This is a genomic window from Candidatus Binatia bacterium (assembly GCA_035631035.1).
Taxonomy (GTDB): Bacteria; Eisenbacteria; RBG-16-71-46; order SZUA-252; family SZUA-252; genus DASQJL01.
Map to the genome: position 1 here is coordinate 101,347 of DASQJL010000060.1, position 26,992 is coordinate 128,338.

Here is a 26,992-nt window from a genome sequence, read left to right on the forward strand (position 1 = left end):
GGGGCATGGTTCCTCCGGTCAGGCGCCGCCGGCGAGGAGCAGGTGGATGAGCGCGCGATAGACCACCGCGAGGACGCTGCCGGCGAACGCCCCCATGACGACGTCGCTCGGGTAGTGCACGCCGAGATAGATCCGCGAGAAGCTCACCGCGAGCGCGAACAGGTAGAAGAGAGGAGCCCACCGCGGCAGGAACATGCCGAGCAGCACCGCGCCCGCGAACCCGGCGGCGGCGTGGCCCGAGGGAAAGGAGAAGTCGCGCGGACGCGTTCCGATGACCCGCGCCTTGACGAACGCGATGAAGGGACGCCGGCGCCGGAAGATGGGCTTCAGGACGACGTTGACCGTGATCATCGTGGCCCACAGCGCCGGAAGCGCCACGACGGCGGCCTCCAGCCCCTGCCGAAGGTCCACGAAGAGGATGAGCAGCACGACGACGGCCCACCCCTCGCCATAGTGGATGAAGCGCGAGAGGGCCTCCAGCCCGCGGTCCACGGCCTCGCCGAACGTGACGTTGTTGAGGTGGAGAAAGATGGCGGCGTCGTACGCCTCGATCGCGGCGAGCGGGTGGCGGAAGATCCCCTGGAGCGGCCACGTGCGGGAGCGCTCGCCGATCATCCGGGCGACGTCCTCGGTCACGGTGGGCGCGGCCTCGGGACCGGCGCCCGCGTCGGAGGCCGCCGCCGGAGCGTCTTCTTCGGAAGCCGCGCTGCGGCTCGGCGCCGAGGGAGCCGCTTCCGCCGCCGCGGGGAGCGCCTCCCCGGTCCCGGTCGCGGGGGGCGCCGCTTCGGCTGCCGCCGTGGCAGGCTCGGTCACGCTGGCGCCGGCTGCGGGCTTGGCGACCAGGATGCGGAGGGCCGAGGGAACGACCCGCATCGTCACCGGGGTGCGTCCGATGATCTCGCCGTCGCCCTGCACCAGCACCGGCTGGCTCGACTCCACGACCGCGCGGTCCTTGACGCGGTAGAAGCGCGCGTTCTCGTCCCTCCGGTGGCGGCTCGTCAGGGAGCGCCAGAGCAGCTTTCCGAAGTCGCGCTTCCGGTTCACGTTGAAAACGCACAGGTCGAGCGTCCCGTCGGTGGGATCGATGCGGGGTCCCCACGTGAACGGAGGGGCGCCCACCGTTCCCACGTTGGCGGCCACGATCTGCCAGGCGCGCGCGCGGACCACGGAGCCGTCCAGACGCAGCGTGAACCACCGCGGCCGGAAGCCGAAGGCCCGCCGCACGAATGTGAGCACGTAGGCGAGGCGGCCCAGCTTCTCCTGCCGCTCGCGGGTCGTGTCGCGGATCATGAGCGCGTCGGGGCCGACGCCCACCTGGGTGAAGACGTACCGCCGGCCCACGAGGATGGCGTCCAGCGCCACGACCTGGCCGGCCTCGGCGATCACCGCCATCGCTTCTTCCAGCCCGAGTGGAATTCCCAGCTCGCGGGCCAGGACGTTCGTGGTGCCGCCCGGGATGATGCCGAGCGAGACGGCGGGGTCCTGGCCGCGCCGGCGCGCCAGGCACTGCGCCACCATGCTGACCGTGCCGTCGCCTCCCGCGGCGACGACGCGCCTGCAGCCCTCGCGGATCGCGCGCGCCACGTGACGGCGCACCGCCGCGTCGGCGCCGGGCCCGGCCTCCACCGTGACCACGCGGTGCTTGAGGCCGAGCGGTCCGAACACCGTCTGCGCCGCCGCGTTCATCGCCTCGGTCGTGAAGCGGGCGGAGCCGGCGTTGTGGAGGATGAGGAGGTCGGGCGGCGGCGAGCCGTTTCGATGGGGCTCTCCGGCTCCGCGCTCCGGGCGGCTCCGCGCCGGCGTGGCGCGGCTGCCCCGGGGGCGGACCCGCTCTTCGGGGCGGATCACCACCAACTTGGCGCGCGGGCGGGCCGAGCGAGGGCTCATCGGAGCAGCTCGATCAGCGCGCGCTCGCTCTTTTCGACGCGCCTGGCGTTGCCGTTGGAGAGCTCGGACACGTCCTCGAAGAAGGCTCCGATCACGCGCCCCTGCTCGTACTTTCGGAGAACCGCCGGGAACACGTACGACGAGCGGCAGACGGCGGGCGTGTTCCCGAGCTGTTCGGCCACTTCGCGCAGGGCGGCGGCGATCCGCTTCTTCCGCTCCTGCTTGGTGCGGGCGCGCTCCGATTCCGCCCGGGCCAGGGCGCAGGCGCAGAGGAGCGAACCCGCCCACGTGCGGAAGTCCTTGGCGCTGAACTGCTCGCCCATGACCTCCTTGATGTAGGCGTTGATGTGCCCCGTGTGCACGTCGGTCATGGAGCCGTCCTCGGACCGGAACTTGAAGACTTCGCCGGGATAGCGAAGCAGCTCCCGCACGAGCCGCGCGATCTCGGGATCGACCAGCTCGCGGCGCTGGCGCTTCTTGGATTTCCCCATGAAGTCGAACACGACCCGGTCTCCGTCCACGCTGACGTGCTGGCGCCGGAGCGTCGCGAGCCCGAAACTGCCGTTCTTGTCGGCATAGACCTGGTTGCCCGGGCGGAGGAAGCAGGTGCCCAGGATCTTGAGGATCCCGGCCAGCACCTTCTCGCGCCCCAACCCCCGGCGGCGCAGATCCCGCGCGATGGCGCGGCGCATTCTGGGGAGCGCCGCAATGAAGCGAAGAAGGCGCTGCTGCTTGGCCCGCTCCCGCCGGGCCGTGTGCGTCTCGTGATAGAGGTATTGCCACCGGCCGGCGGCATCCTGCCCTACCGCCTGCACGGCGGACTTCGGCGATGGGGCGACGGCGACCCGGGTCCACGCGGGAGGAATCTTCAGCGCGTCGATACGCGCCAGCTCCGCGCGCGGAACGGGGCCCTTGGCGGTGCGGTAGCGGAATCCTCTTGCCGGCGAGCCGGTCCGGCGTATGCCGGTCGTCTGGAGTCGTTCGATGATGGTCATGCGTTCAGGTCCCTCGACTGCGGCGGAGCCGCGCAACAGATGTGCCATGGGCGCTAGGAAGGGCGCCCCAGCGGCTAAACGCGCGGACGGGCGGCCCTCTACTGTTGTTATTTGTAGAATTGCTCGCCCGTCGCCGCGACGCCGAGCCCGCGGCGCTCGCGCTCGAGCCGCATAAGCCGCGGCGCCGCAGCGCTCGTCATGGCGGATCCCGTGTGCCGCGCCATTGGCACCGTTCTCGCTCGGATGCGAGAACGACCGCTGATCGATCAGCGGTCCCTGACCGGGCCCGTTGACATAGAGAGATGCGCCAAGCGGCCGCTTGTTGGGCGGTGCAGGGTGCTCGTGGAATTCAGACGTGAGAATCGAAGATCACGAAAGTGAACTCTTCGCCTCACCGAGTTGAAATCCAAACGAGCACGTTGCCCGCCCGTTTTTTTGCCTCGCTTTGCTCTCCGGCACGCGAAGCCTCCCCACCGCGAAGACTCCACCCGAGGACCAACGAAAACCTCCGACCGCGGCGTCCGCGACCGGAGGTTTTGAAGCGGGGGCCCTTCCATCTATGGGAATGGGTTGGGTGGGGAACCGCCCGATTCCCGTGGGAAGGCCAATTGGAGGAGGAGGGCCCCCCGCTTGGGCTTCTACGAGGATTTTATTGCGGCCTAGGGGCGCGACACCTCGAGCATGTCGGTCCACTCGCGGACCTGGCGCTCGGCTTCCTCGCGCGCAATGCCATAGTGCTCCTGCAGCTTCCCGACGAGCTTGTCCCGCCGTCCGCTGATGACGTCAACTTCGTCGTTGGTGAGGCGTCCCCACTGCTCACGGACGCGTCCCTTGAATTCCTTCCAGTTGCCTTCGACGGTGTCCCAGTTCATCTCATCCCTCGCTGGAGCGTCGGATCGCTCGAAAGGTGCTTGTCGTGAGCCGGCACGGAACGGCGTGCCTGCTCAGCTCAGCACCCGTGATCGCTGGAATGTCGCTTCAGGTATCTGGAGCCGGGTCGAGATTCCTTCGCTCCGTGAACTCGTCGGATGTTCACCTAGCAGCCTCCGTGCCGATTCCAGATTGGGCGTAAGTTCTTGGAAACAGCGGGGTGAGCGGCCCGAGGCCGCTCCGCTACCCATGTAAGTCCTGGAAAACCCCGCTGTACCGTGTACAAATGGGGTCGCTCAGGCCCGGCCGACCTTCTCGGCGCCCGCGGCTTCCAAAATGTCACGCGCCACCTTCTGCCGATCGTCGTGGGCATAGACGCCCAGCAGGATGCCGCCCTTCTCGATCTCCTTGTCGTAGAACTTGGCCTCGTGCTCCGGAATCCCGAGTCCGATCAAGGCACCCGTCAGTCCGCCCGCCGCGGCGCCCGCTCCCAGCCCAGCCAGGGCGGCGACGACCGGTCCGGCGGCCACGAGGGCGAGTCCCGGAATGACCAGCGATCCGACCGCCGCGAGTCCCGCGGCCACCGCACCGATGACGCCGCCGACCGTGGCTCCGGTCGCCGTTCCCTCGGGTACCTTGGAACCCTTCTTCACGGCGAACTCACGGCCGCGCGTGGACTCCGACATCAGAAGGCTGACGTCCTCCGGCGCGAAGCCGGCGCGGGTCAGCTCATCCACGGCCATTTCGGCCGCGGCTCTGGAATTGAAGATGGCCGTCACGAGCTTCGACATGACTTCCTCCTGTTTGAAGAAAAGGGCGCGTCGGTGACTTCGTTGCCCCGCGCTGCGTCCGCGGCTGCTCTGCTGCGGGGCGGCGGATCGCAGGGTTCGTGCCACGACGCTTCGCTGGACCGGAGGGATCGCCCTCGGCGGCGGGGGGCGTACCGGCTCTTAGCGGGCATGTGTTCTGCTAAACATCGGTCTGCTGCGCCAGCGTGGGGCCATCACGTCACCCATTCCAAGCTCCTCCGAGCGCGGAGGTTCGTCACTCCATGAAGATCGCCCAGGTCGCTCCGCTCCACGAGTCGGTGCCCCCGCGGCTCTACGGCGGAACGGAGCGTGTCGTCTCGTATCTGACCGAAGAGCTCGTTTCCCTGGGACACCAGGTCACCCTGTTCGCAAGCGGCGATTCCGTGACCGCCGCCGAGTTGATCCCCGGATCCGCGACCGCGCTCCGGCTGAACGCCTCTGCCGGCGACCCGATCGCCGCGCACCTGCTGCTGCTCGAGAAGGTGTTTCAGCAGGCGCACCGCTTCGACGTGGTCCATTTCCACTGCGACTACCTGCACTTCCCCCTATCGCGCCGGAGCCGCCTTCCGAACGTCACGACGCTGCACGGCCGCCTGGATCTTCCGGAACTGGCGCCGCTCTACCGCGAGTTCGCGAGCCTCCCGCTCGTCTCCATCTCGAACGCCCAGCGGGCGCCGCTCCCGTGGGCCGGGTGGCGCGCGACGGTCTATCATGGACTGCCGGAGTCCGCGTGGACGCCGCGGCTCGGTCCGGGCGCCTACCTCGCGGTGCTGGGGCGCGTCTCCCCGGAGAAGGGGGTGGACGTCGCGATCGAGATCGCGCGGCGCGCCGGCGTCCCGCTGCGCATCGCCGCGAAGGTGGACCGCTCCGACCGGGACTACTTCGACGCGGTGATCCGCCCGCTCCTGGACGAGCCGGGCGTGGAGTTCCTGGGTGAGATCGGCGAGGCGGACAAGGAGGCGTTCCTGGGCAATGCCATGGCCCTCCTCTTCCCCATCGACTGGCCCGAGCCGTTCGGTCTGGTCATGATCGAAGCGATGGCGTGCGGCACGCCGGTGATCGCCTACCCGCGGGGCTCGGTCCCCGAGGTGCTCGACGACGGAGCGACGGGATTCGTGGTGTCGGGCGTCGAGGAGGCCGTGGCGGCCGTGGAGCGGCTGGGCGCGATCGACCGCTCGCGCGTGCGGCGCGTCTTCGAGCGCCGCTTCTCGGCGCGCCGCATGGCGCGCGACTACCTCGACGTCTACGCCGGCATCGCGCAGCCGGAGCACCCGAGAGCGTATGCCGACCGAAGCTGACGACCTGATCCAGATCCAGGATCAGTTCTACATCCTGGCAAGCTCGACGCGGATCGACGATCGCACGCACGTCCTGAAGCATGGGGACTCGATGGCCGTGCTCGACCGCTTCGGCGACGTGGCGCCGGTGGGCTTCGGCGAGCTGGGCCTCTACCACGACGGCACCCGATTCCTCTCCCGGCTGGGGCTCACGATCGGCTGGCACCGGCCGCTCCTGCTCTCGTCGACGGTCACGCGGGACAATACGCGCGTCGTCGTGGACCTCACGAACCCCGATCTGCCGATCGGCGAGGGCGTGGTCATTCCGCGCGGCACCCTTCACGTGTCGCGGGAGATGCTCCTCTGGGACGGCGTCTGCTACGAGCGGATCCGCGTCACCAACCACGGCCTGGCCACGGTGACGGTGCCAATGGGACTCACCTTCGACGCCGACTTCGCCGACATCTTCGAGGTCCGCGGCACCAAGCGCCTCCAGCGGGGACGGCGCCTGCCTCCCGAGAACGAGTCGGCCGGCGTTCTCCGCTTCGACTACGAAGGGCGGGACCACGTGCGGCGCACCACGCGGATCGTCTGCTCCACGCCGGCCGACACGGCTTCCGGAGGCGAGCTGCGCTTCGACCTTTCCCTGGAGGAGCATGCGTTCTGGGAGCTCCTCACCACGTTCGCTTTCGAGACCGGGCGGGCGCGCCCGGAGCCGGTGCCCTACGACGAGGCGCTCCGGGGCCTGGCGCAGTCGATGGAGCAGGGCTGCCGCGGCGATTGCGGCATCCGCTCCTCCAACGCCTTCTTCAACGACTGGCTCCGCCGCTCCCTGGCCGACATCCACATGATGACCACCGACACGCCGACCGGCCCCTACCCCTACGCCGGCGTCCCCTGGTTCAGCACCCCGTTCGGCCGTGACGGGATCATCACCGCGCTGGAGACGCTCTGGGTCAATCCCTGGATCGCCCGCGGCGTGCTCGCCTATCTCGCGGCCACGCAGGCGGACGCGGTGAACGACGAGCGCGATGCCCAGCCGGGAAAGATCCTGCACGAGGCGCGGGGCGGCGAGATGGCGGCCCTGGGCGAGGTGCCCTTCGGCCGCTACTACGGCAGCGTGGACGCCACGCCCCTGTTCGTGATGCTGGCCGGCGCCTATTACGAGCGGACGGGAGACCGTGAGCTGGCCGCGGCGCTCTGGCCTCACGTCGAGCGCGCGCTCGCGTGGATCGAGGGGGACGGAGATCCGGACCGGGACGGCTTCGTCGAGTACGCGCGCCAGTCGTCCACGGGGCTGGTGCAGCAGGGGTGGAAGGATTCCTTCGACTCGGTCTTCCACGCGGACGGGTCGCTCGCCGATCCGCCCATCGCGCTCTGCGAGGTGCAGGGCTACGTGTTCGCGGCCTACCACGCGGCGGCCGCGCTGGCCGGCGTCCTCGGCGACGAGAACGAGTCGGCGCGGCTGGCCATGCGCGCCGAGGCGCTGCGTGCCCGCTTCGAAGAGGCGTTCTGGTGCGAGGAGATCGCATCCTACGCCCTGGCCCTCGACGGGGCCAAGAAGCCCTGCCGGGTGCGAACGTCGAATCCGGGCCACTGTCTCTACACCGGGATCGCCTCGAAGGAGCGCGCCGCGCGGATGGCCGACACCCTGTTGAGCGAGGATTTTTTCACGGGATGGGGACTGCGCACCGTCTCGTCGCGCGAAGCGCGGTACAACCCGATGTCCTATCACGACGGATCGGTCTGGCCGCACGACAACGCGATCGTGGCGGCCGGCCTCTCGCGGTACGGGTTCCGCCACGCCGCGTCCCGGCTGCTCGGGGGGCTCTTCGACGCGACGCTCCACTTCGACCTGCACCGCACCCCGGAGCTCTTCTGCGGCTTCGCCCGCCGGTCGGGCGCGGGGCCCATTCTCTACCCCGTCGCCTGCGCCCCCCAATCGTGGGCTGCCGGCGCGCCCTTCCTCTTCCTGCAGGCCTGCCTCGGCCTCACCATCGACGCTCCGCGCCGGACCATCACGCTGCACCGCCCCGTCCTGCCCGAGAGCGTGGAGCAGATCTCCCTGGGAGAGCTCGCCGTCGGCGACGCCCAGGTCGAGCTCTCCTTCCAGTCCCACGAGCACGGCGTGGACGTGAACGTCCTCCGCAAGCGGGGGGAAGTCGAGGTCATCGTCATCAAGTAGCCCGCTACTGCACCGCCGCCGCGTAGTTGTTCAGCCGGTTGTACATGGTCTTGAGGCTGATCCCCAGCACTTCCGCGGCCTTCCGCTTGTCCCCGCCGTACTGCTCCAGCGTGGCCAGGATGAAGTAGCGCTCGATGTCCGAGAGCGACATCCCCACCTTGATCGCCTCGGGGGCGGCCCCGTCGCCGGCCGCGGTAGCGGCCGCGGCCGCGTTGACCGGCAGCGCGTCCATCTCGATCACCTCGTCCGACATGATGTACTCGCGGCGGATCAGGTTCTTCAGCTCGCGCACGTTCCCCGGCCAGGCGTACGACGCCATGCGCCGCCGCGCGTTCGGACTGAAGCGCTTCGTGAATCCCTCCTCGCGGTTGATCTGCGCCAGGAAGTGTTCGGCCAGGAGCTCGATGTCGCCGTTGCGCTCCTTGAGGGGCGGAAGCTGGATCGGAAAGACGTTCAGACGGTAGAGGAGATCCTCCCGGAACTTCCCCTCCCGCACCGCGGCCTCGGGCGACCGGTTGCTGGCCGCGATCACCCGGACGTCCACCTCGATCAGGCTGTCGCCGCCCACCCTCATGATCGTCCCGGTCTCGAGCACCCGGAGCAGCTTCACCTGCAGGTCGAGCGGCATCTCGGTGATCTCGTCGAGAAAGAGCGTCCCCCCCGAGGCGCGCTCGAAATAGCCGCGGTGCATCTGGGCGGCGCCCGTGAAGCTGCCGCGCTCGTGTCCGAACAGCTCGCTTTCCATCAGATTCGGGGGCACGGCGCCGCAGTTGAGCGGCAGAAACGGCTGCTTCTTGCGGCGGCCGACCTCGTGGATGGTGGCAGCCACTTCTTCCTTACCGGTGCCGCTGAGACCCACGAGGAGCACGGTCGCGTCGGTCGGGGAGACGCGCACGATCAGGTCGTAGACCTTCTGCATCGCCGTGGAGTTCCCGATCAGCCGGCCGAACCGCCCCAGCTGGCGCAGCTCGTCGCGGAGGGTCCCGATCTCCTCCTTCAGCGCGAGCGTGCGCGAGACGTTCTGGAGAACCGTTTTCAGGCGCCGGAAATCGACCGGCTTGGTCAGGTAGTCGAGCACGCCGGTCCGAAGGGCGGCGACCGCGGAGTCCACGGTCGCGTTTCCCGTGATCAGGATCACTTCGGTGCGATGGGTGGGATCGAGCTCGGCGAACAGGTCGAGCCCGCTTCCGTCCGGCAGCATCAGGTCCACCAGAACGACGTCCGGAGGCGTCTGGCTCAGACGGCTCCGCGCGTCGGCCAGCGTTCCCGCCGTGACGGTGGCGAAACCTTCGCTCTCAACCAGCTCCGCGAGCGCGGAGAGACTGTTCGGTTCGTCATCGACGACCAGGGCAACAGGCATAAACGACGGATCTCCTATGAAATCAGGGGTACGAGGGGCACGGTAATGCCGAGCGTGGAGGAGCCGTCCGCTCCGGGTGCATCGTCGATCCTGGCGCCGAGCCCTTCCAGGATTTCGCGCGCGGCCGCCGCGCTCTCCGGCACGGCGGGCTCCCGCGTCAGGACTGCCGGCGGTACCGCCGCCAGCGTCAGCGTCGCCAGGCGGCGGTCCGCCTGCAGCGACAGCGTCAGATCGGCCCCCGGGGGGGCCGACTCCACGGCGTTCAAGATCAGCGCCGTGAGCGCGTGCGCCATCGCGTCGCGATCTCCCGCGACCGCCATCGGCACGTCGGCCAGGGTCGCCTTCAGCCGCAGCCTCCGGTGACGAGCGTAGGAATCGAACACGATCGCCAGCTCCTCGCAGAGCGCGCGCCAATCGAAGCGTGTGGTCGGATGAGCCGAGAGCTTCATCTGTCCGACCACCGCCGTCAGCATCCGGTCGAGCGGCGGAATCTCGTTGGCGACGAGCGCCGCGTAACGGCGGATGCGGGCCAGGCTCTCGCCATCCACCTCGTCCTTGCCGGCGGCGCGCTGGAGCAGCTCGAGATTCAGCGTCATCGTATTCAGGAATCCATGCAGGTCGTGCGCCAGCACCGGGTACATGCGCCCCAGGTTCCGGAGGTGACGGGCGAGCAGTGCGTCCCGCTCCGGGGACCCCGCATCGGGCGTCGAAGTTTCGGCCCGGGGATCGGCGCTTTCCTGATCGTGAACGTGCAGGACTGGTTCCTCCTTCGGCGCGGCGTCCGTCCTCCCGGGTCAGGGTGGACGGATCGGTTCGGCGGGCCCGGTTGCGGGCGCACCCGGAGCCGTCCGCCGAACGCGGAGCTGCCCCTAAGTTTGGGGGTCCGCCGGGGCCGATTCAAGCAAGGGTTTGATCCCCTTCCCCTGGTGGCCTTGTCCTTGCACGACCCCCTCGTATGCGGAACCGCGCCGAAGGGAAGTCGTATCGTGCGCGTGCCGCGTCGGGATTTCGCGAGCCGCCGGTCCGGGACACGGCAGGAGCCGCGCCGGACCGCTACGGTAATTGTAACAACGCCGCCGCGCTCGCGACAGTGAATCCCGTACCGCCACGTACCACCCGATGGGAGGCAGCCATGTACGAACTGCAGCAGTCGAACGTCGATGCCGCGCCGGCCGGAAAGCGCGGGATGTCGTTTGCCGTCGGCGCGATCGTGGGCGCCGGCATCGCACTCCTTCTCGCCCCCACGCCCGGCAAGGACGTGCGGCGCCGACTGGGCACCACCGCCCGCAAGGTCGGGACGGGAGCGAAGGACATCATCGGCAAGGCTCGCGGGACCATGGAGGGCGTGCGCGAGGATGCGCGCGTGGCCGTGGATCGCGGGCGCGAGTCGTTCAACCAGGCCCGCCAGCCGGTGAACCGGCCGGGCTTCCAGACCCACGCCGGCTGACCCTCGCGGAGCCGGCCGCGCAAGGAGCGCGTCATGCAAGTCGATTCGTTGGAGAAACTCTATGTCGACCAGCTTCGGGACATCTACGACGCCGAGAACCAGCTCGTGCGCGCCCTCCCGAAGATGGCCAAGGCCGCGACGTCCCCCGAGCTTCGAACGGCGTTCGAAGACCATCTCGAGAAGACGCGCGGTCACGTGCGCCGGCTCGACGAGATCTTCCGCAGCCTGGGACACCCCTCGAAGGGAAAGTCGTGCAAGGCCATGATCGGCCTGATCGAAGAGGGTGAGGAGATCGTGAAGGGCGACTCCGAACCGAGCGTCAGGGATGCCGGCCTGATCGCGGCGGCCCAGAAGGTGGAGCACTACGAGATCGCTTCCTACGGGACGCTCCGCACCTTCGCCGAATTCCGCGGCGACCGCCAGGCGGCGCAGTCCCTCCAGGAGACCCTCGACGAGGAGTACGAGGCCGACAAGACCCTGACTCAGGTCGCGGAGTCCCAGATCAACGTTCAGGCCGCGGAGCGTGGCCCGGAGCGCCGGTAGTCCGGCGCACCGAGAAAGGAGCAGGGTCATGATGCAGCAGGGAGAGAAGTATCAGTGCACGAACGAGGACTGCGGTTGCCAGATCAGCGTGACGAAGGCGTCGCAGATCGAAGAGTCCGAGGCCCAGAACCCGACGTGCTGCTGCGGCGAGGAGATGGAGCTGATGGAAACGGGCGCCCGCAGCGGTACGCAGAGCTCGCGTTCCCGTTCGGAATCGCGCTAGCGGCGCGAGTCCCCCCTTTCGCCACCACGGGCGGCCGGCGCATCCGCGCTGGCCGCCCGAAGCATGTCCGGCGGTGACGCCCCCGGACCCCTGCCGGGGCATCGCCAGGCAAAGCAACGGGGCTGCGCGCCGCTTCGCGCGCAGCCCCGGGATCCAAGCCGTGGATCAGACCGGGCGCCGTCCCTGGATAATCCGGATCAAGAACGTGATGACGGCGATCAACAGCAACAGGTGGATCAGTCCACCCATCGTGTAGTTCGACACCATCCCGATGAGCCACAGCACGAACAGGATGATCGTGATGGTCCAAAGCATTTGGAACCTCCTTAGCGTCCAGGCCACGAGGCCCGCTTGGACCGCGCCCCGACCGGACGCGAGGGACGGAGCAGAAGCGGCGCCTGCTTCTCCCTCACCGCAGCATCCGTGCCAGCCCCGCGGAAGGTCCAATTCGATGGGAGAGTGGATGCCGAGCCGCCGCAAGGGCCGCTGTGGCAGTCTTCTACGTGTAACGGTTGCCGGGCCGTTGTAGCGCTTTCAACCCGCGCTCGCGGCCTCGCGAAGGACCGTTCGCGTGATGGTCTGCCGCACGCGGCCGATCCCATCCCAGGCGTCAGCGCGGGACCCGCGGCGGCGTTCGAGCAGGCGCGGGATGGAGAAGGAGTCGGGGCGGAGGGACGTCGTGAGCTCGTCCCACGCGAGCGGCATCGAGACGGGCGCGCCGGGCCGCGCGCGGGGGGAGTAGGGCGCGACCCAGGTCGCGCCGCGCCGGTTCCGCAGGGTGTCGATGAAGATGCGCCCGCCGCGGCGGGCCTTCGCGAGATGGGTCGTGAACCGGTCCGGCGCCTCGCGCGTCAGGGACGAGGCGAGCGCGGCCGAGAACTCCTTCACGTCGTCCCAGGTCGGACCCGGCCGCGTCGGAACCACGACGTGGAGTCCCTTCCCTCCCGACGTCTTGACGAAGCACTCCAGGCCGAGGGCCTCGATCCGTTCGCGCACGCGCCGCGCGCCGAGGACCACGTCCTTCCACGGCGATTCGGCAGCGGGGTCGAAGTCGAAGACCACGCGGTCGGGACGCTCCAGCGATTCGGCGAGCGCTCCCCAGACGTGGATCTCCAGGGCGCCCACCTGCGCCAGCGACAGGAGGCCCGCCTCATCGCGCAGGACGAGATGCTGCTCCGTCTTCAGGCGCTCGCGCACGCGCACGCTGTCCATCCCCGACAGCCCCTGCCCCGGATGCTTCTGGATGAAGCAGGCCGCGTCGATCCCCTCGGGACAGCGGCGCAGCATCAGGGGGCGCCCCGCGGCGTGCGCGAGAAGGTGCGGGGCCACCGCGCGGTAGTAGCGCGCGAGATCGAGCTTCGTGATTCCCTCGTCGGCGTAGAGCACCCGGTCGGGGCTCGTGATCGCGAGCGCCGCGTCCGCGTCGACCGGGTCCCGCAGGGGTCGCTTCCTCGGTCGCGGCGGCGGGTCCGCGACGGGCGGCCGGCGGCCCGGCTCCTTCACGGGAGGCGGAATCCGCGGCGGCGTGTCGGGGGGGCGGCGCCTCTCGGGCGTCGGCCGCCGCTTCGCCTTGGCCGGCGCCGCGGAGCTTCGGGCCCCGGCGCGGCGGGGTTTCGCGGGCGCAGACCCGTTCCGGGGCGCCTCGCGCACGACTTCGTCCGCGGGCTTGTCTTCGCGCAGTCCCTGGAACGAGGGATGGCGCAGCCGCCCGTCGTTCGTCCAGGAGCCGAACGACACCTCGGCCACCAGCCGGGGGCGCACCCAGTGCACCCCCCGCTTCTGCGGCGGACGGTCGGCGAACGGAGCCTTGTCGATCTCCAGGGGGCGGAGCTTCCGAAGGAGCTCGTCCAGCGTCTCGCGCGTGAATCCCGTGCCGACGCGCCCGCGATAGCGAAGCCCATCGCCGTTTTCGTTCGTGCCCAGGAGGAGCGACCCGATTCCCTCGCGAGCGCCCTGCGGCTCCGTGTAGCCGCCGATCACGAACTCCTGCCGCGAGGAGCACTTGGTCTTGAGCCAGGAGCCGGTGCGCCCCGGCGTGTAGACCGATCCCTTGCGCTTGGAGACGATCCCTTCGAGACCGCTCCGGCAAGCCTGGCGATGGAAGCGGACGCCCTGCCCCTCGAGATGATCGCTGTAGCGCAGGACCGGGCTGGCGTCGGCCCCCTCGACGAGCGCGGCCAGCGCCTCCTTGCGCTGCTCCAGGGGAGCCTGGGTCAGGTCCCATCCGTCCTGGTACAGGAGGTCGAACACGAAGTAGGCGAGCGCCTCGTCGTTCCCCGAGCGAAGCTGGTTCTGGAGCGCCTGGAAGCTGGTCGTGCCGTCCTCGAGCACCATCGCGATCTCGCCGTCCAGGATCGCCTGCTTCACCGGCATGCGCCGGAGCGCGTCGGCCACGACCGCGAACCGGTCGGTCCAGTCGAGCCCGCCGCGGGTGATCAGGCGCGCCCGCCCGCGTTCGATCCGCGCGAGCACGCGGTAGCCATCGTACTTGATCTCGTGCAGCCAGTCGTCTCCCTCGGGCGCTTCGGGAACCAGGGTGGCCAGCTGGGGCCGCGCGTCGCGCGGCATCGCGGCCGCCCGCGCGCGAAGGAGCTTCGAGGGGTCGGGTCCGGAGGGGCGCCGCGCCCGCGTGGCCGCGCGCGCGCCGGCGGAGGGGCCGGGCTTCTTCGCGGCGGAATTGCGGCGCGCGACGGACGTCGCCGCGGTGGTCGTGCCGCCGCGGTTGGAGTTCCACACCTTGGCGCGCCTCGCGCCGGCGATCTCCTCGATGCTCTTCCCCGACGTCACGCTCTCCGGCCGCTCCTGGACCACGCTCTTCGAGCCGCCGGAACGCGCGAATTCATCCTGCGTCTTCATCAGGAGCCAGTTCTTTCCTTCCCGGCCTCCCATGCGCACGAGGGAGAAGGCGCCTCGAAGCTTCTTCCCGTGGAGGGTGAAGGCGAGGTGCCCTTTCCGGAGCCCGGCCTCGGCGTCGCCTCGCGGTTCCCAGGTGCCGCGGTCCCAGAGGAGCACCGTGCCGCCGCCGTATTGGCCTTTCGGGATCGTCCCCTCGAAGCCGCCGTACTCGATGGGGTGGTCCTCGACCATGACCGCGAGCCGCTTGTCGGCGGGGTCGAGGCTGGGCCCCTTGGGCACGGCCCAGCTCTTCAGCACGCCGGCCAGCTCGAGGCGGAAATCATAGTGCAGGTGCGACGCCGCGTGTTTCTGGATCACGAAGGCAAGCTTCGCTCCGCCGTGGACGACCCGTCCTCGGGGCTCGGGCGTGCGCCGGAAGTCGCGCTTCTTGCGATAGAGGCCGAGCGGCACGGCTCAGGCGCTCCGGCGCTCGCGGCGCGCCCGGGCTCCGCGCGAGGCGGCGTTCGTGCCGGTGCGGGCCCGCGCGCGCGACGGGCGAGCCGGGCCGCGAGACGATGCCCCGCGCTTCGCCGAGCGCCGCGCCGTCTTGGGTGCGGGCTCCTCCTCCGTCGCGCTCGAGGCCGCCCGGGCCTTCGCGGGGCCGGCCTTTCCGCCGTGCCGGCGCTCCAGGCTCTGCTTCAGGAGCGGCATCAGGTCGACGACTTCCTTCGCGCGGGCCGGGGCCTCGGCGCCCTTCTCGGGCTCCACGATGGTGTGGGTCTGGCGCGACTTGATCTTCTTCTTCACCAGGGCCATCACGTCGTCGCGGTACTCGTCCTTGAACGCTTCCGGTCGCCACGCGGCCGTCATGCCGTCGATGAGCTGCTCGGCCATGCGCACCTCGCGCGGAGAGGCGCCCGCCGATTTGGCGGGGACGTCGAGGTCGGCGGCGGGGCGGATCTCGTGCGCGTAGCGGAGCAGGTTCAGCACGAGTGCCTGGCCGCGGACGAGGAGCGCGGCCACGTGCTGCCGCGTGCGCAGCACCACCTTCGCGATGCCGATCTTGCCGCTCTTCTGGAGCGCCTCGCGCAGGAGCCCGTAGCTCTTGCTCCCCTTCTTCTGCGGCTCGACGTAGTAGGGCGTGTCGAAGTACAGGGGATCGATCTCCGAGCCGTCCACGAACTCGACGATCTCGACGGTCTGCGTCGCCTTGGCGTTCGCCGCGCGCAGCTCCTCGTCGCTCAGCACGACGTACTCGTCCGGTTCGTACTCGTAGCCGCGCACGATCTCGTCCCACGGGACCTCGCGGCCCGTGTTCTTGTCGTAGCGCTTGTAGCCGACCGGAGCGAAATCCTTTCGGTTCAGGAGCGTGAAGCTCATCTCGTCGCTCTTGAGCGCCGGCCGGAGGGTCACCGGGATCTCGACCAGGCCGAAGCTGATGCTGCCTTTCCAGAATGCGCGCGCCATGGGTATCTCCTCGTTCCGGGCACCTGCCCCGGCCGCTGCCGGGTGCAGAACCCGCGCCAACCGAGCTTGTCTACGGAGCAGGGCCGGAACGCGTGGAGCTACGCGGCGCCGAGAGACGTCGCTTACAAGGAATGCGTCGTTGTTGCACGGGCGCGCGCGCCCGGGGCGCGGGTAGCGGACCCGCCCCAATCCCCCCAACTCCGCGCCTGCCGGGAGTTCCACCCCATCCCAACGCTCGGCGCGCGTTCGAAACATCCGGATGGCATGGGAAATGTTAGCGATCGAAGGGACCGGCTCGAAATGTCGCAATGGGGCCGACCTAGGGACCTCCACGGAGCGCCGCGATGCTCGCACGAAGGCAGCACCCCCGCCTGATGCGCTACTCCTTCGCCGCGCTGACCGTTTGCGTGCTCGCCTGGTTCGAGATCGCCACGTGGCCCCTGTTCCGGGCTTCTCCGTTCCTGCCGCTCGCCGTGGGCGTCGTCGTCGCGGCCACGCTCGCCGGCCCCGGCCCCGGATTCTTCGCCACCGGGCTGGGCCTGATCGCGAGCCAGCTCCTGCCCCGCTCCGGCGCCACCGGCGCCCTGGCCTATGCCCCGCTCGTCGCCTTCGTTGGACTCGGGGCCGCGGCCAGCCTTCTCAGCCTCACCGGCCACGTGAGCCGGACGCGCATGCGGAAGATCCTGGAGGGCGTCTCCGACGGATGCGCCTTCCTCGGCACCGACTGGCGGTATCGCTTCGTGAATCGCGCGGCCGGCCAGCTGGCCGGGCGCCCGCCGGAGGAGCTGGTGGGACGCGGCGTCTCCGAAGTGTTCCCGCACGTCGCCGACCTGCCGGCGCTGCGCGAGCTGCGCCGCGCGATGGACGAGGGGATCCCCGGGCGCCTCGAGACCTGGTATCCGCCCCACGGACGCTGGTACGAGACGAACCTGTATCCGGCCGAAGAGGGGGTCATGATCATCGTGCGCGACGTGACCGACCGGCGCGGCGCCGAAGAGGCGCTGCGGGAGAGCGAGCGGCGCCTGCGGGCGATCTTCGAGCAGTCGATCGCGGGCATCGCCCAGACCGACCTCGAGGGCCGCTTCCTCCAGGTGAACGAGCGCTACTGCGAGATCGTCGGCCAGAGCCGGGCCCAGCTGTCGGGCCGCTCGCTCTCCGACGTGATCCATCCCGACGACCGAAGCCGCCACGCCGCCCTCTTCGGCGAGCTTCTCGGCGCGTGCCGCGACTTCGTCGCCGAGGAGCGCTACGTGCGCCCGAACGGCGCCGTGGTCTGGGTCCGGAAGCAGGTCTCCGCCGTGCGCGACGCCGAGGGCGCGCCGCGGTTCTGCTTCGCCATCGTCGAGGAGATCACCGAGCGCAAGCACGCCGAGTCCGAGAAGGACGATGCGCTCCAGCGGGAGCGCGTCGCGCGGGCCGAGGCCGAGAGCGCGAACCGCTCGAAGGACGATTTCCTCGCGGTCGTCTCGCACGAGCTGCGCACGCCGCTCACCGCTATCGTGGGCTGGCTCCGACTCCTGCGCATCGGCGCCGTGGACGCTTCCTCCTCGTCGAGGGCCCTGGAGACGGTGGAGCGCAACGCCGGGATCCTGGTGCGGCTGGTGGAGGATCTGCTCGACGCCTCGCGCATCGCCTCGGGCAAGCTGAAGCTGGAGGTCCGCCCGACGACCGTCTCCGATGCCGTCCGGGCGTCCCTGGAGGTGGTGCGGCCGGCCGCCGAGGCCAAGCGGATTCGGATCGTAGCGCGGCTGTCGCCGGGCGCGGACCTGGTGCTCGGCGATCCGGCCAGGCTCCAGCAGGTCGTCTGGAATCTGCTCTCGAACGCGGTCAAGTTCACCCCCGAAGACGGCCGGGTGGAGGTCGCCTCCGGACCCTCGAACGGCTCCATCGCGATTTCGGTATCCGATTCCGGCCCTGGGATCGCGCCCGAGATGCTGCCGCGGATCTTCGAGCGCTTCCGGCAAGCCGAGAGCGTGCAGAATCGACGGCACTCCGGCCTGGGGCTGGGGCTCGCGATCGTCCGGAACGTGGTCGAGATGCACGGCGGCACGGTGAAGGCGGAGAGCGCCGGTCCGGGGAGCGGAGCCCGGTTCACGGTATTCCTGCCGCCCTATCGCGGCGCGAAGACCGCCGCGGACGGCGTTCCAGGCGTTCCTGCCCGAAACGGCGCGCCCAAGCGCCCCGACGCCACCCGCTCCGTGCGCGTCCCCGCGCCCCCGCCGGATCGAGACGCTCCATCGCTCGCGGGCACGCGCATCCTCCTGGTCGAGGACGAAGAGGACACGCGCGCGGTCGTGACGCGCATCCTGGCCTGGCGCGGCGCCGAGGTGCGCGCGTGCGTCTCGGCGCGCGAGGCGCGCGCCGCGTTCGAAGCGGCGCCGCCCGACGTCATCGTCTCCGACATCGGGATGCCCGAGGAGTCGGGCTATTCGCTGATCGAAGGGATCCGCCGGGCCGAGCGGGGGCGCGGCCTCCACACGCCGGCGATCGCGCTCACGGCGTACGCCCAGGAGACGCATCGGCTGCGCGCGCTGGCTTCGGGCTTCGACGCGCACGTGTCGAAGCCGGTGGACCCGGCCGAGCTGGTGCGGACGGTGGCGCTGGTGCAGGGCGGAGCGGCGGCGCGGGGCTGATTCGTCGCGCGCGGCGCCCATCGCCGCGCGAGTTGTGTCTACTCTTCCGTCTCCACCCCTTCCACGGGCGGCGCGATCGGCTCCGGCGCGATGACCGGATCCATGGCGGCGGCGCCGTCGGTCGGCCCGGGCAGGTTCGGCACCGCGGCCGGGGTCTCGGCCGAAGACGGCTTGCCCGCCGCGGCCGCCGCGAGCGACGAGCCCGGAGACGACGCGGGGCCGACCGCTTCCGCTTCCGCGGGTTGATCCGTCGGGCGCGCGGCCTCGACCTGCGCCTCCGTCCTCTCGATTCCCTCTCCCTCGACCCGCGCCTCTTCGGGCGGTGCCGTGGCCGCGAGCTCACGCAGCCGCTTGGCCAGCACGCGCACCAGCTCTTGAAGAATGGCGAGATCGCCGGACGCGACGTCGTAGAACTCCTCGCGCGTGAGCGAGAGCGCAAGCCCGTCCTCGACGCACTCGGCGCGCTGGCCGCGCTCGGAGTCGTCGATCAAGGACCAGGTCCCGAAGGCCTCGCCGGGCCCCACCTCCGAGGTGGCGCGCCCGTCCGTGGAGATCCGCACGCGTCCCTCGACGACGATGTAGAGGGCGTCCGCGGGGTCGGTCTCCAGGTAGATGGTGTCCCCGGCGTAGATCGGCACCTCGCGCGAGACGTTGGCCAGGCCCAGGAGATGCCGGGGTCCCACGCCGCGCAGGAGATCCGCGCCCTTCAAGATCAGCACGCGTTCGACGGGGGTCAGCACGGGGCCGCTCCTCCCGCGAGGCGCGCCGCCGCTCCCGCGGGGGGGAAATCCGGGAAGCGCGCGGCCAGCTCCGCGTCCACCATGGCGCTGGATTCGCCCCCCGCGAACCAGGTCCGGTCGGCTTCGATGACCACCCACGACGCGCGGACGGCGCACGCGCGCATCCACGCGTCGCCCGTTTCCCACGCCGCCCGGATCCAGTCGGCGAGACGGGTCGGAGTGTCGTCGCCCCGCGTGCGCTCGCGGACCATGCGCGATTCGAAGATCTCGCGCAGCGGCCGGAACACGGGGCGCGGCAGCACGTGCACCAGGAATTCCAGCGCCGGAGCCACCTGCTCGTAGTCCCGCGACTTGAGCCGCTCGAAGGCCCCCGACACGGGCTGCGGGTCGTACCAGCAGGCCAGAGCGCGCATCGCGCGCTCCAGCGCCCCTTCCCCGTATTCGACCCAGCTCTCGGCGAGAAGCCGGATCTCCGGGTCCACGGCGTTCTCCAGCTCGACCGCCGGCTCGATCGACGAGCGATAGCTTCGCAGCTCGCGGAGGAAGAGCCGGTGCACGAGCGCGCGAGGCAGGACGGGGCGGCCGGTGTTCACGCGCACGCGGCTCAGGCTGCGCAGGCCGAGCGTGCGCTCGTTGGGATCGCTGCTCCGCGTCAGGCCCAGCAGCGCGTTCACGGCGCGCGGGCTGCCCAGCTCCGCGAGGGCGCGCACCGCGATGGCCCGGGCGCGCGCGCTGTGTTCGCCGCTCAGGAAGCGGATCAGGCTCGGCACCGCAGGGTCGCCGATCGCGGCGACCGCGGCGCGGGCCTCGCCGCCTACTTCAGGCACGAAGAGGAGCGGGAGGATCGAGTCGAGGAGCGTCGCCGTGGGACGGCGCGCGGCGGCGAGGAGCGCCGCCCGCTTCACTTCCACGTCGGGGTCGGCCAGCAGCGTCTGGAGACGCGAGCGGGCGGCGCTGCCGGGGGTGGCCCCCACGGCGTGCGCGGCAAGGATGAGGCTCTCCGTGTCCCCTTTCTCGATCCGGCGGTCGATCCACTCGAGCGTGAGCGCCCCCGGGGCCGCGTAGGGCCGCTCGAACAACACCTCGACGATACGCCGGCAAAGGGCGGGGTCCTTTCCCTCCAGACGCTCGCGCGCGTACGCGACGGGGTTCCGGCTCATGGCGAGACCGTACCGGAGCGCCGCGCCGGCCACCGCTTCGTCCCGGTCGCGCTCCATCGGCTGGATCACGGAAGCGGCCGACCGCAGGCGCAGCGCTTCGGCCGCGCGAATCGCCGCCGCGCGGACCGCCGCGGAGGGGTGGGCGAGGGCCGCGCGCACACCGGCGGCGACGGCGCGCCCTCGCGCCCCCTCGGCCAGGCGAAGCGCGGTGATCATCTGCGGCTCCTTCCCGGAGCGGATCGCCATGAGCAGCGCCTGCTCGGCGGCCGGAGTCTGCAGCGACTCCGGCGACAGCTCCGGCTCGACCCAGCGCCGGCTCAGCGCCTCCTGGAACGCGCGCCCATACTGGCGGTTCAGGAAGAAGAGGGACACGATCCAGACGCCCGCCACGGCCAGGGTGGTTCCGATGAGAACGGGAATCGCGATGCCGATCGCCCGAAGGACCACGATCAGGAGGACCCCCACGACGGCATCCGACCAGCGCTCCACCAGGGTGTCCACCGTGGGCTTGATGCGCCGCCGCTCGGGTGGGCGCACGGCCATGTAGTAGATCTCCGACGCGGACTTGCCGAAGGTCTGGAGCACGACCCCCTGGACCCAGCGCATGGCGATGATCGCCAGCCACCCGCCCGTGGCCGCGACCCAGCCACCGAAGACCATCACCAGAGCGGGCTGGAGCAGACTCGCGTTGGTCAGTCCCAGCCGGTGGAAGGCCCACCCGACCACGACGAACTGGACGACCAGCGCGAGCGCGTTCACGGCCACCTGAAACCGCCCCAGGAACTGCGTGAGGTCGTGCGGATCGGGATAGACCCGCTGAATGAAGAACTTGAACTGGAAGTCGATCAGCGTCCCCACGATCACCGCGAGCGCCAGGGTCAGCGCCAGGAGCCGGATGTAGCCGGACCGTCGGAGGATCTCCCAGCGCGAGAGCGGCGAAGCGAACTCCATCGGGCTCGCGCGGCGCGCCCGGTGCTTCTGCAGCACCAGCGTGAGAACGTGGGAGACGAGGAACAGTCCCGCCACGATCCACATGAGCCCGACGCGCTTGAGCAGCGGCGTCATCCACCCCGCGATGCCGCCCCCCGCGAGCCCGCCGATCAGGCCGCAGCCGCTCAGGATCGGAAAGAGCCTCCGCGCGCGGTGCGAGTCCCAGACGTCCAGCGCCAGGAGCCAGAAGTGCGGGATGAGGAGCATCGCCTGGCTTCCGGTCCAGAGGTAGAACAGCGCCGTCGTCCACGTGCGGGCCAGGGGGTACAGGGCCGCCGCGGAGAACCCGATCACGACCGCGAGCACCTGGTTGAACCGGGTCAGGTCGAGCCGGGCGTAGCGGCGGGTGAGCCGGCCCTCGAACCAGACGAACGCCGCTGACGCGAGCGCCACGCCGACGTAGGCGTAGGGAAGCGCGAGCGCGCCGAAGTTGGCGAGGAAGAGCGCGTCGCGCACCACCTTGGCCAGCGTGTAGGCGCAGAGGAGCGCCGCGACCAGGAGGCCCATGAGGTAGAACGTCCGCTGCTCTTCCGGCTCGAGTCCGAGACGGCGAGTCAGGGCCATCGAGAGACGGGATGCGATGGAAGCCTCCTCTTCGCGCGTGGGAACCCACCGGTCCCTCGGCCGCGGGCGCGCCGGGGCGGTGAGGCCCGGGAAACTCCAGCACAGGTCGGGCCAATGGCCCTGCCGCCCCGCCCCAGCCCTTGTAAGATACGAGCGGCACCCGCTTCCGGCAGGGAAAAACTGACAATCCAACGACAACCCTATTTTCCTTTGAGACTCTAACTGCTAGCGTCCCGGCGGACAGCCCCGTCGGCACGTGCCTTGATAAGGGGCACGGCTCGCACCGAGCCAGATCGGTTCCTCTCCGCACCCGGAGGCCCTGTGCCGACCAGAACGAATCAGCGCTCCCGTATCCTTCCCGTGTCCGTCGCCGTCCTCGCGGCCGTCCTCACCTTCGGCGCCTCTTCGTCGCGCGCCGACGAGCGGTTCGGCGATTCCACGTGGGTCGCTCCGGTCCCTCAGGCCACCGGCACGCCGGAGGACCCCGGTCCGCGCGTCGCCGAGCCCGATCACGAGCGAACCTGGGAAACCGTGCTCCGCACGCCGTTCCGCGTGGCCTTCTTCCCGTTCCGCCTGATGGCCTGGGGACTGGAGGGCGCGGCGGATCTGGCGGAGAAGCATCTTCCCCTCGATGAGCTGAACGCGCCGGCCGGCCCCCCGCATGGGTTCCATGCCGCTCCTCAAGCCTCCTTTTCGAACAACGAGGGTCTCGGCCTGGGCCTCTCCATGAAGGCGGAGCTCGGGACGCCCCACAACGTCGGCCGCTCCGACCTGAGCTGGTCCACGAGAGACACGCGGCGCGCGCGCGCCACCCTCCTTTTCGGCGCCGACCGCCCCCTCGGCTATTCGCTGTTCGGGATGTACCGCCACCGTCCGAACCGCCGCTTCTACGGGATCGGAAACGATGCCGGAACGACGAGGACCATCTATCTCGAGCGGGAAGACGAGTTCATGGGCTCGGTCCTCGTGACCCACAAACCCCGGCTCGATGCGCGAGCCTTCGTCGGCCTCTCGGACATCGACATCGGTCCCGGGTACAACGATTCGCCGCGCAGCATCGAGGTCTTCACGCCCGCCGAGGTGCCGTACCTCACCCGCGGGTCGCGCGTCTGGTATGTCGGCGCCGGCGCGGGATGGGCCTCGCTGAACGAGCCGGTCGATCCCGCGCGCGGGGTGCGGATCTTCGGCGAAGCGCGCCACCTCATGGACGCCGACGCGAACGACCTCACCTATGAGGCCTACCGCGTCGAAGGGCGCGGCTACCTGCCGGTCTTCTCGGTCCGGAGAATCCTGGCCGGTCGCGCGCTTATCGACGGCGTGAATCCGGCGAGCGGCTCCGGCCCGATCCCCTTCTACCGGCTCCCCTACTCGAACGGGGACGACCGCTTCTCCGGGTACTCCGGCGACCGGTTCCGGGACAAGCGACTCGTCATCCTGCAGGCCGAGTACCGCTGGCTGATCTGGTCCAAGCTGTGGGCGTTCGCCCTGGCGCAACGCGCCGAGGTCGCTCCGAGCACGGGGGCGCTCCGCTGGGCTTCGATGCACGAAGCCTACGGGGGCGGCTTCCGCTATCGAATCACCGACACCCAGACCGCCCGCCTCGAGCTGGCGAAGGGGAACCAAGGATTCGACATCGACCTGAACCTGGAGGCGCCCTTCTGATGCGCGCGACGATGGAGGAACGGAAGATGGCGCGCGTCCTTCGCGTGCTGCTGCGAACCGTGATCGGGGCGGCCCTGGCCGCCTCCGTCAACGCACCCCCGCTCTCGGCGAGCCCGAAGCACGAAGCCGAAGAGCGCCTCGAGCGCCAGCCGGTCAAGGAGAACACCCGGGTGGACCACGACGGCCAGCCGATTCCCCAGCCGCACGTGTCGGACCCCAGCCACCTGGGTCACCTGGTCCGGGAATCGTTCGTGGAACCGATCTCCCACCTGTTCGACATTCCCGACAAGGTCATCTGGTTGATGAGGCCGCTGGGCGTCCGCAGGGTGCCCGAGGCGCCCAACGTCAATGCGTTCGACGAGGTCCCCAATTCCACCTGGTTCACCAATCGCAACCACGTCCGCGCGCTTTCGACGGACGCGGTCCGGGAGGGGCCCTTCGGTGCCGTGCATCCGACACCCCCGTACACGATCAAGAGCGTCAAGACGCACGGGTTCAACCCCGGCTTCAACATGAAGGACGCGGCCGGCAAGCGCTGGGTCGTGAAGCTGGACCGCGCCGGGTTCCCGCAGATCTCCTCGGGGGCCGGCGTCGTCTCGAGCCGCCTCGTCTGGGCCGCCGGGTACAACATCTCGCACGACGAGGCGTTCACGTTCCGCAGGGACGAGCTCTCGATCGACGCCGATCTGGCGAAGGGAAAGGATGGAAAGAAGCCGTTCCGCGATGCCGACCTCGAGGCGCTGCTCACGCGCGGCGCGCGCACCCAGGACGGCCGTTACTACGCCATCGCGAGCTTCTTCCTGCCGGGAACGCCGATCGGACCGTTCAGCTTCCGAGGGATTCGCCAGGACGACCCGAATGACCGGTTCCGGCACAAGGAGCGGCGCGACCTGCGCGGGCTCTTCGTCGTCTATTCCTGGGTGAACAACTGGGACGTGAAGGACGACCAGTCGCTGGACACGTATGGACCCGACAGCGCGAACGGCCACGTCACCCACTATCTCCTCGACGTGAACGGGTCGCTGGGCGCGGCGGCGGAGGGCCCGAAGCCGCTCAAGTACGGCTATGAGCAGCGCTTCGACACCGGCCGGACCCTCCAGCGATTCGTCACGCTGGGATTCTCGACCGATCCGTGGCGCCGCGCGCATCAGGATAGCGGGATCCCCTCGGTCGGCAATTTCGAGGCCGTGGAATTCGATCCCGCCGACTGGGCGCCGCTCCAGTACATGGAGCCGTTCCGCCGCATGACGCTCGCCGACGCCTACTGGGGCGCCAAGATCGTGGCCTCGTTCTCCAATGCCCAGATCGCGGCCGCGGTGGACGCCGCGGGGTACGAGGATCCGCGCGCGCCGGAGTACATCGAACGGACGCTCATCGCCCGGCGCGACAAGATCGCGCGGTTCTGGTTCGCGCGCGTGGCCCCACTCGACTTCTTCCACGTCAAGGACGGCTACCTCGTGTTCCACGACCTCGCGGTGGACCTGGGACTGGCTCCCGAGCGCGGCTACGAGGTCGAGGAGGAGCACGGCGACGGCCGTGCGGTGCCGATCGAGGTTCTCGCGCGCGACCCGCAAATCAGCCTGAGCCGATTGGGCCGCGGGAGCGATGAGATCTCCCTGCGGCTGTCGGTGGCGAAGAGCCATGCGCGGCCCGTGCGGGTCGACCTGCGGCGGAACGGGCACGACTGGGTCGTGACGCGGGTCCGGCACGGATGAGCGAAGCGACGCCTCCCCGAACCGGAGGCGCCTGGATTCGACGGTCGGGCATCTTCCTGGCGGCGGCCCTGACGCTGGCGGCCGGATGCTCCTCCACCGGGCGCCTGACCGGCGTGACCCAGACGATCGCGCCGCCGCCCGCCGACAGCATCCCCCGCTCGGCACAGCGCGCGGAGGGGGAGCGGCGCCTGGCGCGGGAGGCCGGGGGCGCCCCGGGAACCTGGTCGCTCTTCACCGGCGACTCGCTGATCGGCTTCGTCCCGGGCACGGGCGACAGCACGCGGCGCTACCTGGGCCGGCTCCGCCGCGGCTACACGGCCGACACGCTGAACATCCTTCTCTGCGGCGACAACCGTCCGGCGTATCGCACCACGCGCCTCAAGGAGGACATTCTCAGGGTCGAGCACATCTTCTCCCTCAACCCGCTGAACGTCGTGCGCGGCCTGATCGCGATCCCGACGGTCCTCGTGAGGGGGTTGGTGCCCGACCTGGCCCTGGTGCGCGACATCCCTGACCTGGCGCGAAATCATCCGACGTGGGGGCGCGAGGTGGCCGTCAACAAGGCGATCGGAGCGAAGCTCGATTCCCTGGAAGCGAGCGGCCAGGCGGTATCCGCGATCATCAATACCGGTGACCTCGTCAAGGACGGACGCGTCCCGGCTCAATGGAAGCGGTTCTTGAACCTGATCCGCCCGCTCTCCTCGCGCGTCCCCTACTTCGGCATCGCGGGGAATCACGAGCGCACCGACACGCCCCTGGGCGTGGAGAACTGGCGCACCGCGACGGGCCTTCCCGCGACCGGGGACCGGCTCTACTACTGCTTCGATTCAGCCGACGGCTGGGTGCGGTTCCTGGCGCTCGACTCCAATCCCATGACCGATCCGGCGAACCACTGGCCGCGCGACGTGGAGATCAAGTACTCGGACGAGCAGATCGACTGGCTGGTGGCGCGCATCAAGGAGCACCGCGGACCGGCCTTCGTCTTCATGCACCACCCTCCCCTCTCGGTGGGGTTCCACCGCGTCGAGTGGCAGAGCGACGCGGTGCTTCAGGAACGGCGCGAGCGGATGGTGCGGGCCCTGCATGAGAACGGCATCGGCGTGCTGGCGACGGGTCACGAGCACGCCTATCAGCGCGCGCTCATGACCTGGCCCGACGGCGTCCTCATCAATCTCGTCACCGGGGGCGCCGGGTCGCCGCTGCACGACATCCCCTCGCGCGAGGAGAGCGCGCGCCTCTTCAGCGAGTACAAGGTGGCCGGCGGGGTGATCAAGCCCGAGAACGTCCTGACCGGGCAGTTCTTCCACTTCATCCACGTCCGCCTCTGGTTCGGAGGCGGCGACTTCGCCACGTACGAGGTGCTCCCGAATGGAAACGTCCGGCTGGCGGACCAGGTCCAGATCGATCTGAAGCGCTACGGCGTCCCGAAGATCGACCAGCACAAGCTCCCGATCCCGGCCGAGCCGAAAACCCAGCCGCCGCCGCTCGAGGAGAACCCCAAGGCCAAGGGCCTCACCTCGACCACGAAATCCGACTCGGTATCGACCGTATCGAAGACGATCAAGAACACGCCGCCCCCCAGCCGCGCGAAAACGCCGGTGCGGCCGCGGCGGACCCGCCGCTGAGCGGC

20 protein-coding genes are annotated in these 26,992 nt (G+C 70.1%); 9 read left to right on the forward strand and 11 right to left on the reverse strand.

Going from position 1 to position 26,992, the window contains the following annotated elements; translation table 11 throughout:
- Positions 1-18 precede the first annotated feature (18 nt).
- The 4 genes from VE326_06015 to VE326_06030 all read right to left on the reverse strand — a co-directional run bounded on the left by VE326_06015 (position 19) and on the right by VE326_06030 (position 4,543).
- Entirely contained in the window at positions 19-1,887 is a 1,869-nt protein-coding gene (locus tag VE326_06015; GenBank protein HYJ32759.1) for a phosphatase PAP2 family protein, read from the reverse strand.
- Complete coding sequence (locus VE326_06020; protein HYJ32760.1) at positions 1,884-2,882, reverse strand: DNA topoisomerase IB; 999 nt, start codon at positions 2,880-2,882, stop codon at positions 1,884-1,886. Before VE326_06020 ends, VE326_06015 begins: the two co-directional genes overlap by 4 nt.
- A gap of 659 nt (positions 2,883-3,541) precedes the next feature.
- The gene (locus VE326_06025) at positions 3,542-3,754 is read right to left on the reverse strand and encodes a CsbD family protein (GenBank protein HYJ32761.1); all 213 of its coding nucleotides are present in this window, start codon (positions 3,752-3,754) and stop codon (positions 3,542-3,544) included.
- 294 nt (positions 3,755-4,048) lie between these two features.
- On the reverse strand, positions 4,049-4,543 hold the full coding sequence (locus tag VE326_06030) for a hypothetical protein (GenBank protein HYJ32762.1): 495 nt from the start codon (positions 4,541-4,543) through the stop codon (positions 4,049-4,051).
- A 260-nt stretch (positions 4,544-4,803) separates the two neighbouring features.
- Here VE326_06030 and VE326_06035 point away from each other — a divergent pair, with 260 nt between their 5' ends.
- Complete coding sequence (locus tag VE326_06035) at positions 4,804-5,859, forward strand: glycosyltransferase family 4 protein (protein HYJ32763.1); 1,056 nt, start codon at positions 4,804-4,806, stop codon at positions 5,857-5,859.
- A complete protein-coding gene (locus tag VE326_06040; GenBank protein ID HYJ32764.1) occupies positions 5,843-8,023 on the forward strand; it encodes an amylo-alpha-1,6-glucosidase in 2,181 nt (726 codons plus the stop codon). The genes VE326_06035 and VE326_06040 overlap by 17 nt, the downstream gene beginning before the upstream one ends.
- Before the next feature lie 4 nt (positions 8,024-8,027).
- On the opposite strand, the gene VE326_06045 is transcribed toward VE326_06040, so the two are convergent.
- Complete coding sequence (locus tag VE326_06045; protein HYJ32765.1) at positions 8,028-9,383, reverse strand: sigma-54 dependent transcriptional regulator; 1,356 nt, start codon at positions 9,381-9,383, stop codon at positions 8,028-8,030.
- 14 nt (positions 9,384-9,397) lie between these two features.
- Complete coding sequence (locus tag VE326_06050) at positions 9,398-10,024, reverse strand: hypothetical protein (GenBank protein ID HYJ32766.1); 627 nt, start codon at positions 10,022-10,024, stop codon at positions 9,398-9,400.
- Positions 10,025-10,515: 491 nt separating this feature from the next.
- Between VE326_06050 and VE326_06055 the strand changes: the two genes are divergently transcribed.
- From VE326_06055 to VE326_06065, 3 genes are read left to right on the forward strand one after another with little or no spacing between them, the layout of a single operon-like run.
- The gene (locus tag VE326_06055) at positions 10,516-10,830 is read left to right on the forward strand and encodes a YtxH domain-containing protein (GenBank protein HYJ32767.1); all 315 of its coding nucleotides are present in this window, start codon (positions 10,516-10,518) and stop codon (positions 10,828-10,830) included.
- A gap of 33 nt (positions 10,831-10,863) precedes the next feature.
- Positions 10,864-11,373 (forward strand): ferritin-like domain-containing protein, encoded by a 510-nt coding sequence (locus VE326_06060; protein HYJ32768.1) that lies wholly within the window; start codon positions 10,864-10,866, stop codon positions 11,371-11,373.
- Positions 11,374-11,401: 28 nt separating this feature from the next.
- Positions 11,402-11,596 carry a hypothetical protein gene (locus VE326_06065; protein ID HYJ32769.1) on the forward strand — a complete coding sequence of 65 codons (195 nt, stop codon included), beginning with the start codon at positions 11,402-11,404 and terminating at the stop codon, positions 11,594-11,596.
- 165 nt (positions 11,597-11,761) lie between these two features.
- Here the strand turns inward: VE326_06065 and VE326_06070 are convergent, their stop codons facing one another.
- The 3 genes from VE326_06070 to VE326_06080 form a co-directional block, all read right to left on the reverse strand.
- The gene (locus VE326_06070) at positions 11,762-11,911 is read right to left on the reverse strand and encodes a lmo0937 family membrane protein (protein HYJ32770.1); all 150 of its coding nucleotides are present in this window, start codon (positions 11,909-11,911) and stop codon (positions 11,762-11,764) included.
- Positions 11,912-12,130: 219 nt separating this feature from the next.
- On the reverse strand, positions 12,131-14,902 hold the full coding sequence (gene ligD, locus VE326_06075) for a DNA ligase D (GenBank protein HYJ32771.1): 2,772 nt from the start codon (positions 14,900-14,902) through the stop codon (positions 12,131-12,133).
- Between the two features lie 3 nt (positions 14,903-14,905).
- Positions 14,906-15,898 carry a Ku protein gene (locus VE326_06080; GenBank protein HYJ32772.1) on the reverse strand — a complete coding sequence of 331 codons (993 nt, stop codon included), beginning with the start codon at positions 15,896-15,898 and terminating at the stop codon, positions 14,906-14,908.
- A 344-nt stretch (positions 15,899-16,242) separates the two neighbouring features.
- Here VE326_06080 and VE326_06085 point away from each other — a divergent pair, with 344 nt between their 5' ends.
- Complete coding sequence (locus tag VE326_06085; protein HYJ32773.1) at positions 16,243-18,531, forward strand: PAS domain S-box protein; 2,289 nt, start codon at positions 16,243-16,245, stop codon at positions 18,529-18,531.
- Positions 18,532-18,569: 38 nt separating this feature from the next.
- Here the strand turns inward: VE326_06085 and VE326_06090 are convergent, their stop codons facing one another.
- Together VE326_06090 and VE326_06095 are read right to left on the reverse strand one after the other, a co-directional pair.
- Positions 18,570-19,271 (reverse strand): Crp/Fnr family transcriptional regulator, encoded by a 702-nt coding sequence (locus VE326_06090; GenBank protein ID HYJ32774.1) that lies wholly within the window; start codon positions 19,269-19,271, stop codon positions 18,570-18,572.
- Positions 19,265-21,985 (reverse strand): Npt1/Npt2 family nucleotide transporter, encoded by a 2,721-nt coding sequence (locus VE326_06095; protein HYJ32775.1) that lies wholly within the window; start codon positions 21,983-21,985, stop codon positions 19,265-19,267. Before VE326_06095 ends, VE326_06090 begins: the two co-directional genes overlap by 7 nt.
- Before the next feature lie 360 nt (positions 21,986-22,345).
- Here VE326_06095 and VE326_06100 point away from each other — a divergent pair, with 360 nt between their 5' ends.
- Genes VE326_06100 through VE326_06110 form a run of 3 tightly spaced genes read left to right on the forward strand, consistent with a single transcriptional unit; the run spans position 22,346 to position 26,987 of the window.
- The gene (locus VE326_06100; protein HYJ32776.1) at positions 22,346-23,647 is read left to right on the forward strand and encodes a hypothetical protein; all 1,302 of its coding nucleotides are present in this window, start codon (positions 22,346-22,348) and stop codon (positions 23,645-23,647) included.
- A complete protein-coding gene (locus VE326_06105; protein ID HYJ32777.1) occupies positions 23,647-25,362 on the forward strand; it encodes a hypothetical protein in 1,716 nt (571 codons plus the stop codon). Before VE326_06100 ends, VE326_06105 begins: the two co-directional genes overlap by 1 nt.
- The gene (locus VE326_06110; GenBank protein ID HYJ32778.1) at positions 25,359-26,987 is read left to right on the forward strand and encodes a metallophosphoesterase; all 1,629 of its coding nucleotides are present in this window, start codon (positions 25,359-25,361) and stop codon (positions 26,985-26,987) included. The genes VE326_06105 and VE326_06110 overlap by 4 nt, the downstream gene beginning before the upstream one ends.
- Positions 26,988-26,992: the final 5 nt, after the last annotated feature.

Coding starts and splice junctions, on each gene's coding strand:
- VE326_06015 (HYJ32759.1), bottom strand. CDS start 1,887: ATGAGCCCTCGCTCGGCCCGCCCGCGCGCCAAGTTGGTGGTGATCCGC.
- VE326_06020 (HYJ32760.1), bottom strand. CDS start 2,882: ATGACCATCATCGAACGACTCCAGACGACCGGCATACGCCGGACCGGC.
- VE326_06025 (HYJ32761.1), bottom strand. CDS start 3,754: ATGAACTGGGACACCGTCGAAGGCAACTGGAAGGAATTCAAGGGACGC.
- VE326_06030 (HYJ32762.1), bottom strand. CDS start 4,543: ATGTCGAAGCTCGTGACGGCCATCTTCAATTCCAGAGCCGCGGCCGAA.
- VE326_06035 (HYJ32763.1), top strand. CDS start 4,804: ATGAAGATCGCCCAGGTCGCTCCGCTCCACGAGTCGGTGCCCCCGCGG.
- VE326_06040 (HYJ32764.1), top strand. CDS start 5,843: ATGCCGACCGAAGCTGACGACCTGATCCAGATCCAGGATCAGTTCTAC.
- VE326_06045 (HYJ32765.1), bottom strand. CDS start 9,383: ATGCCTGTTGCCCTGGTCGTCGATGACGAACCGAACAGTCTCTCCGCG.
- VE326_06050 (HYJ32766.1), bottom strand. CDS start 10,024: ATGTACCCGGTGCTGGCGCACGACCTGCATGGATTCCTGAATACGATG.
- VE326_06055 (HYJ32767.1), top strand. CDS start 10,516: ATGTACGAACTGCAGCAGTCGAACGTCGATGCCGCGCCGGCCGGAAAG.
- VE326_06060 (HYJ32768.1), top strand. CDS start 10,864: ATGCAAGTCGATTCGTTGGAGAAACTCTATGTCGACCAGCTTCGGGAC.
- VE326_06065 (HYJ32769.1), top strand. CDS start 11,402: ATGATGCAGCAGGGAGAGAAGTATCAGTGCACGAACGAGGACTGCGGT.
- VE326_06070 (HYJ32770.1), bottom strand. CDS start 11,911: ATGCTTTGGACCATCACGATCATCCTGTTCGTGCTGTGGCTCATCGGG.
- VE326_06080 (HYJ32772.1), bottom strand. CDS start 15,898: ATGGCGCGCGCATTCTGGAAAGGCAGCATCAGCTTCGGCCTGGTCGAG.
- VE326_06085 (HYJ32773.1), top strand. CDS start 16,243: ATGCTCGCACGAAGGCAGCACCCCCGCCTGATGCGCTACTCCTTCGCC.
- VE326_06095 (HYJ32775.1), bottom strand. CDS start 21,985: ATGGCCCTGACTCGCCGTCTCGGACTCGAGCCGGAAGAGCAGCGGACG.
- VE326_06105 (HYJ32777.1), top strand. CDS start 23,647: ATGCGCGCGACGATGGAGGAACGGAAGATGGCGCGCGTCCTTCGCGTG.
- VE326_06110 (HYJ32778.1), top strand. CDS start 25,359: ATGAGCGAAGCGACGCCTCCCCGAACCGGAGGCGCCTGGATTCGACGG.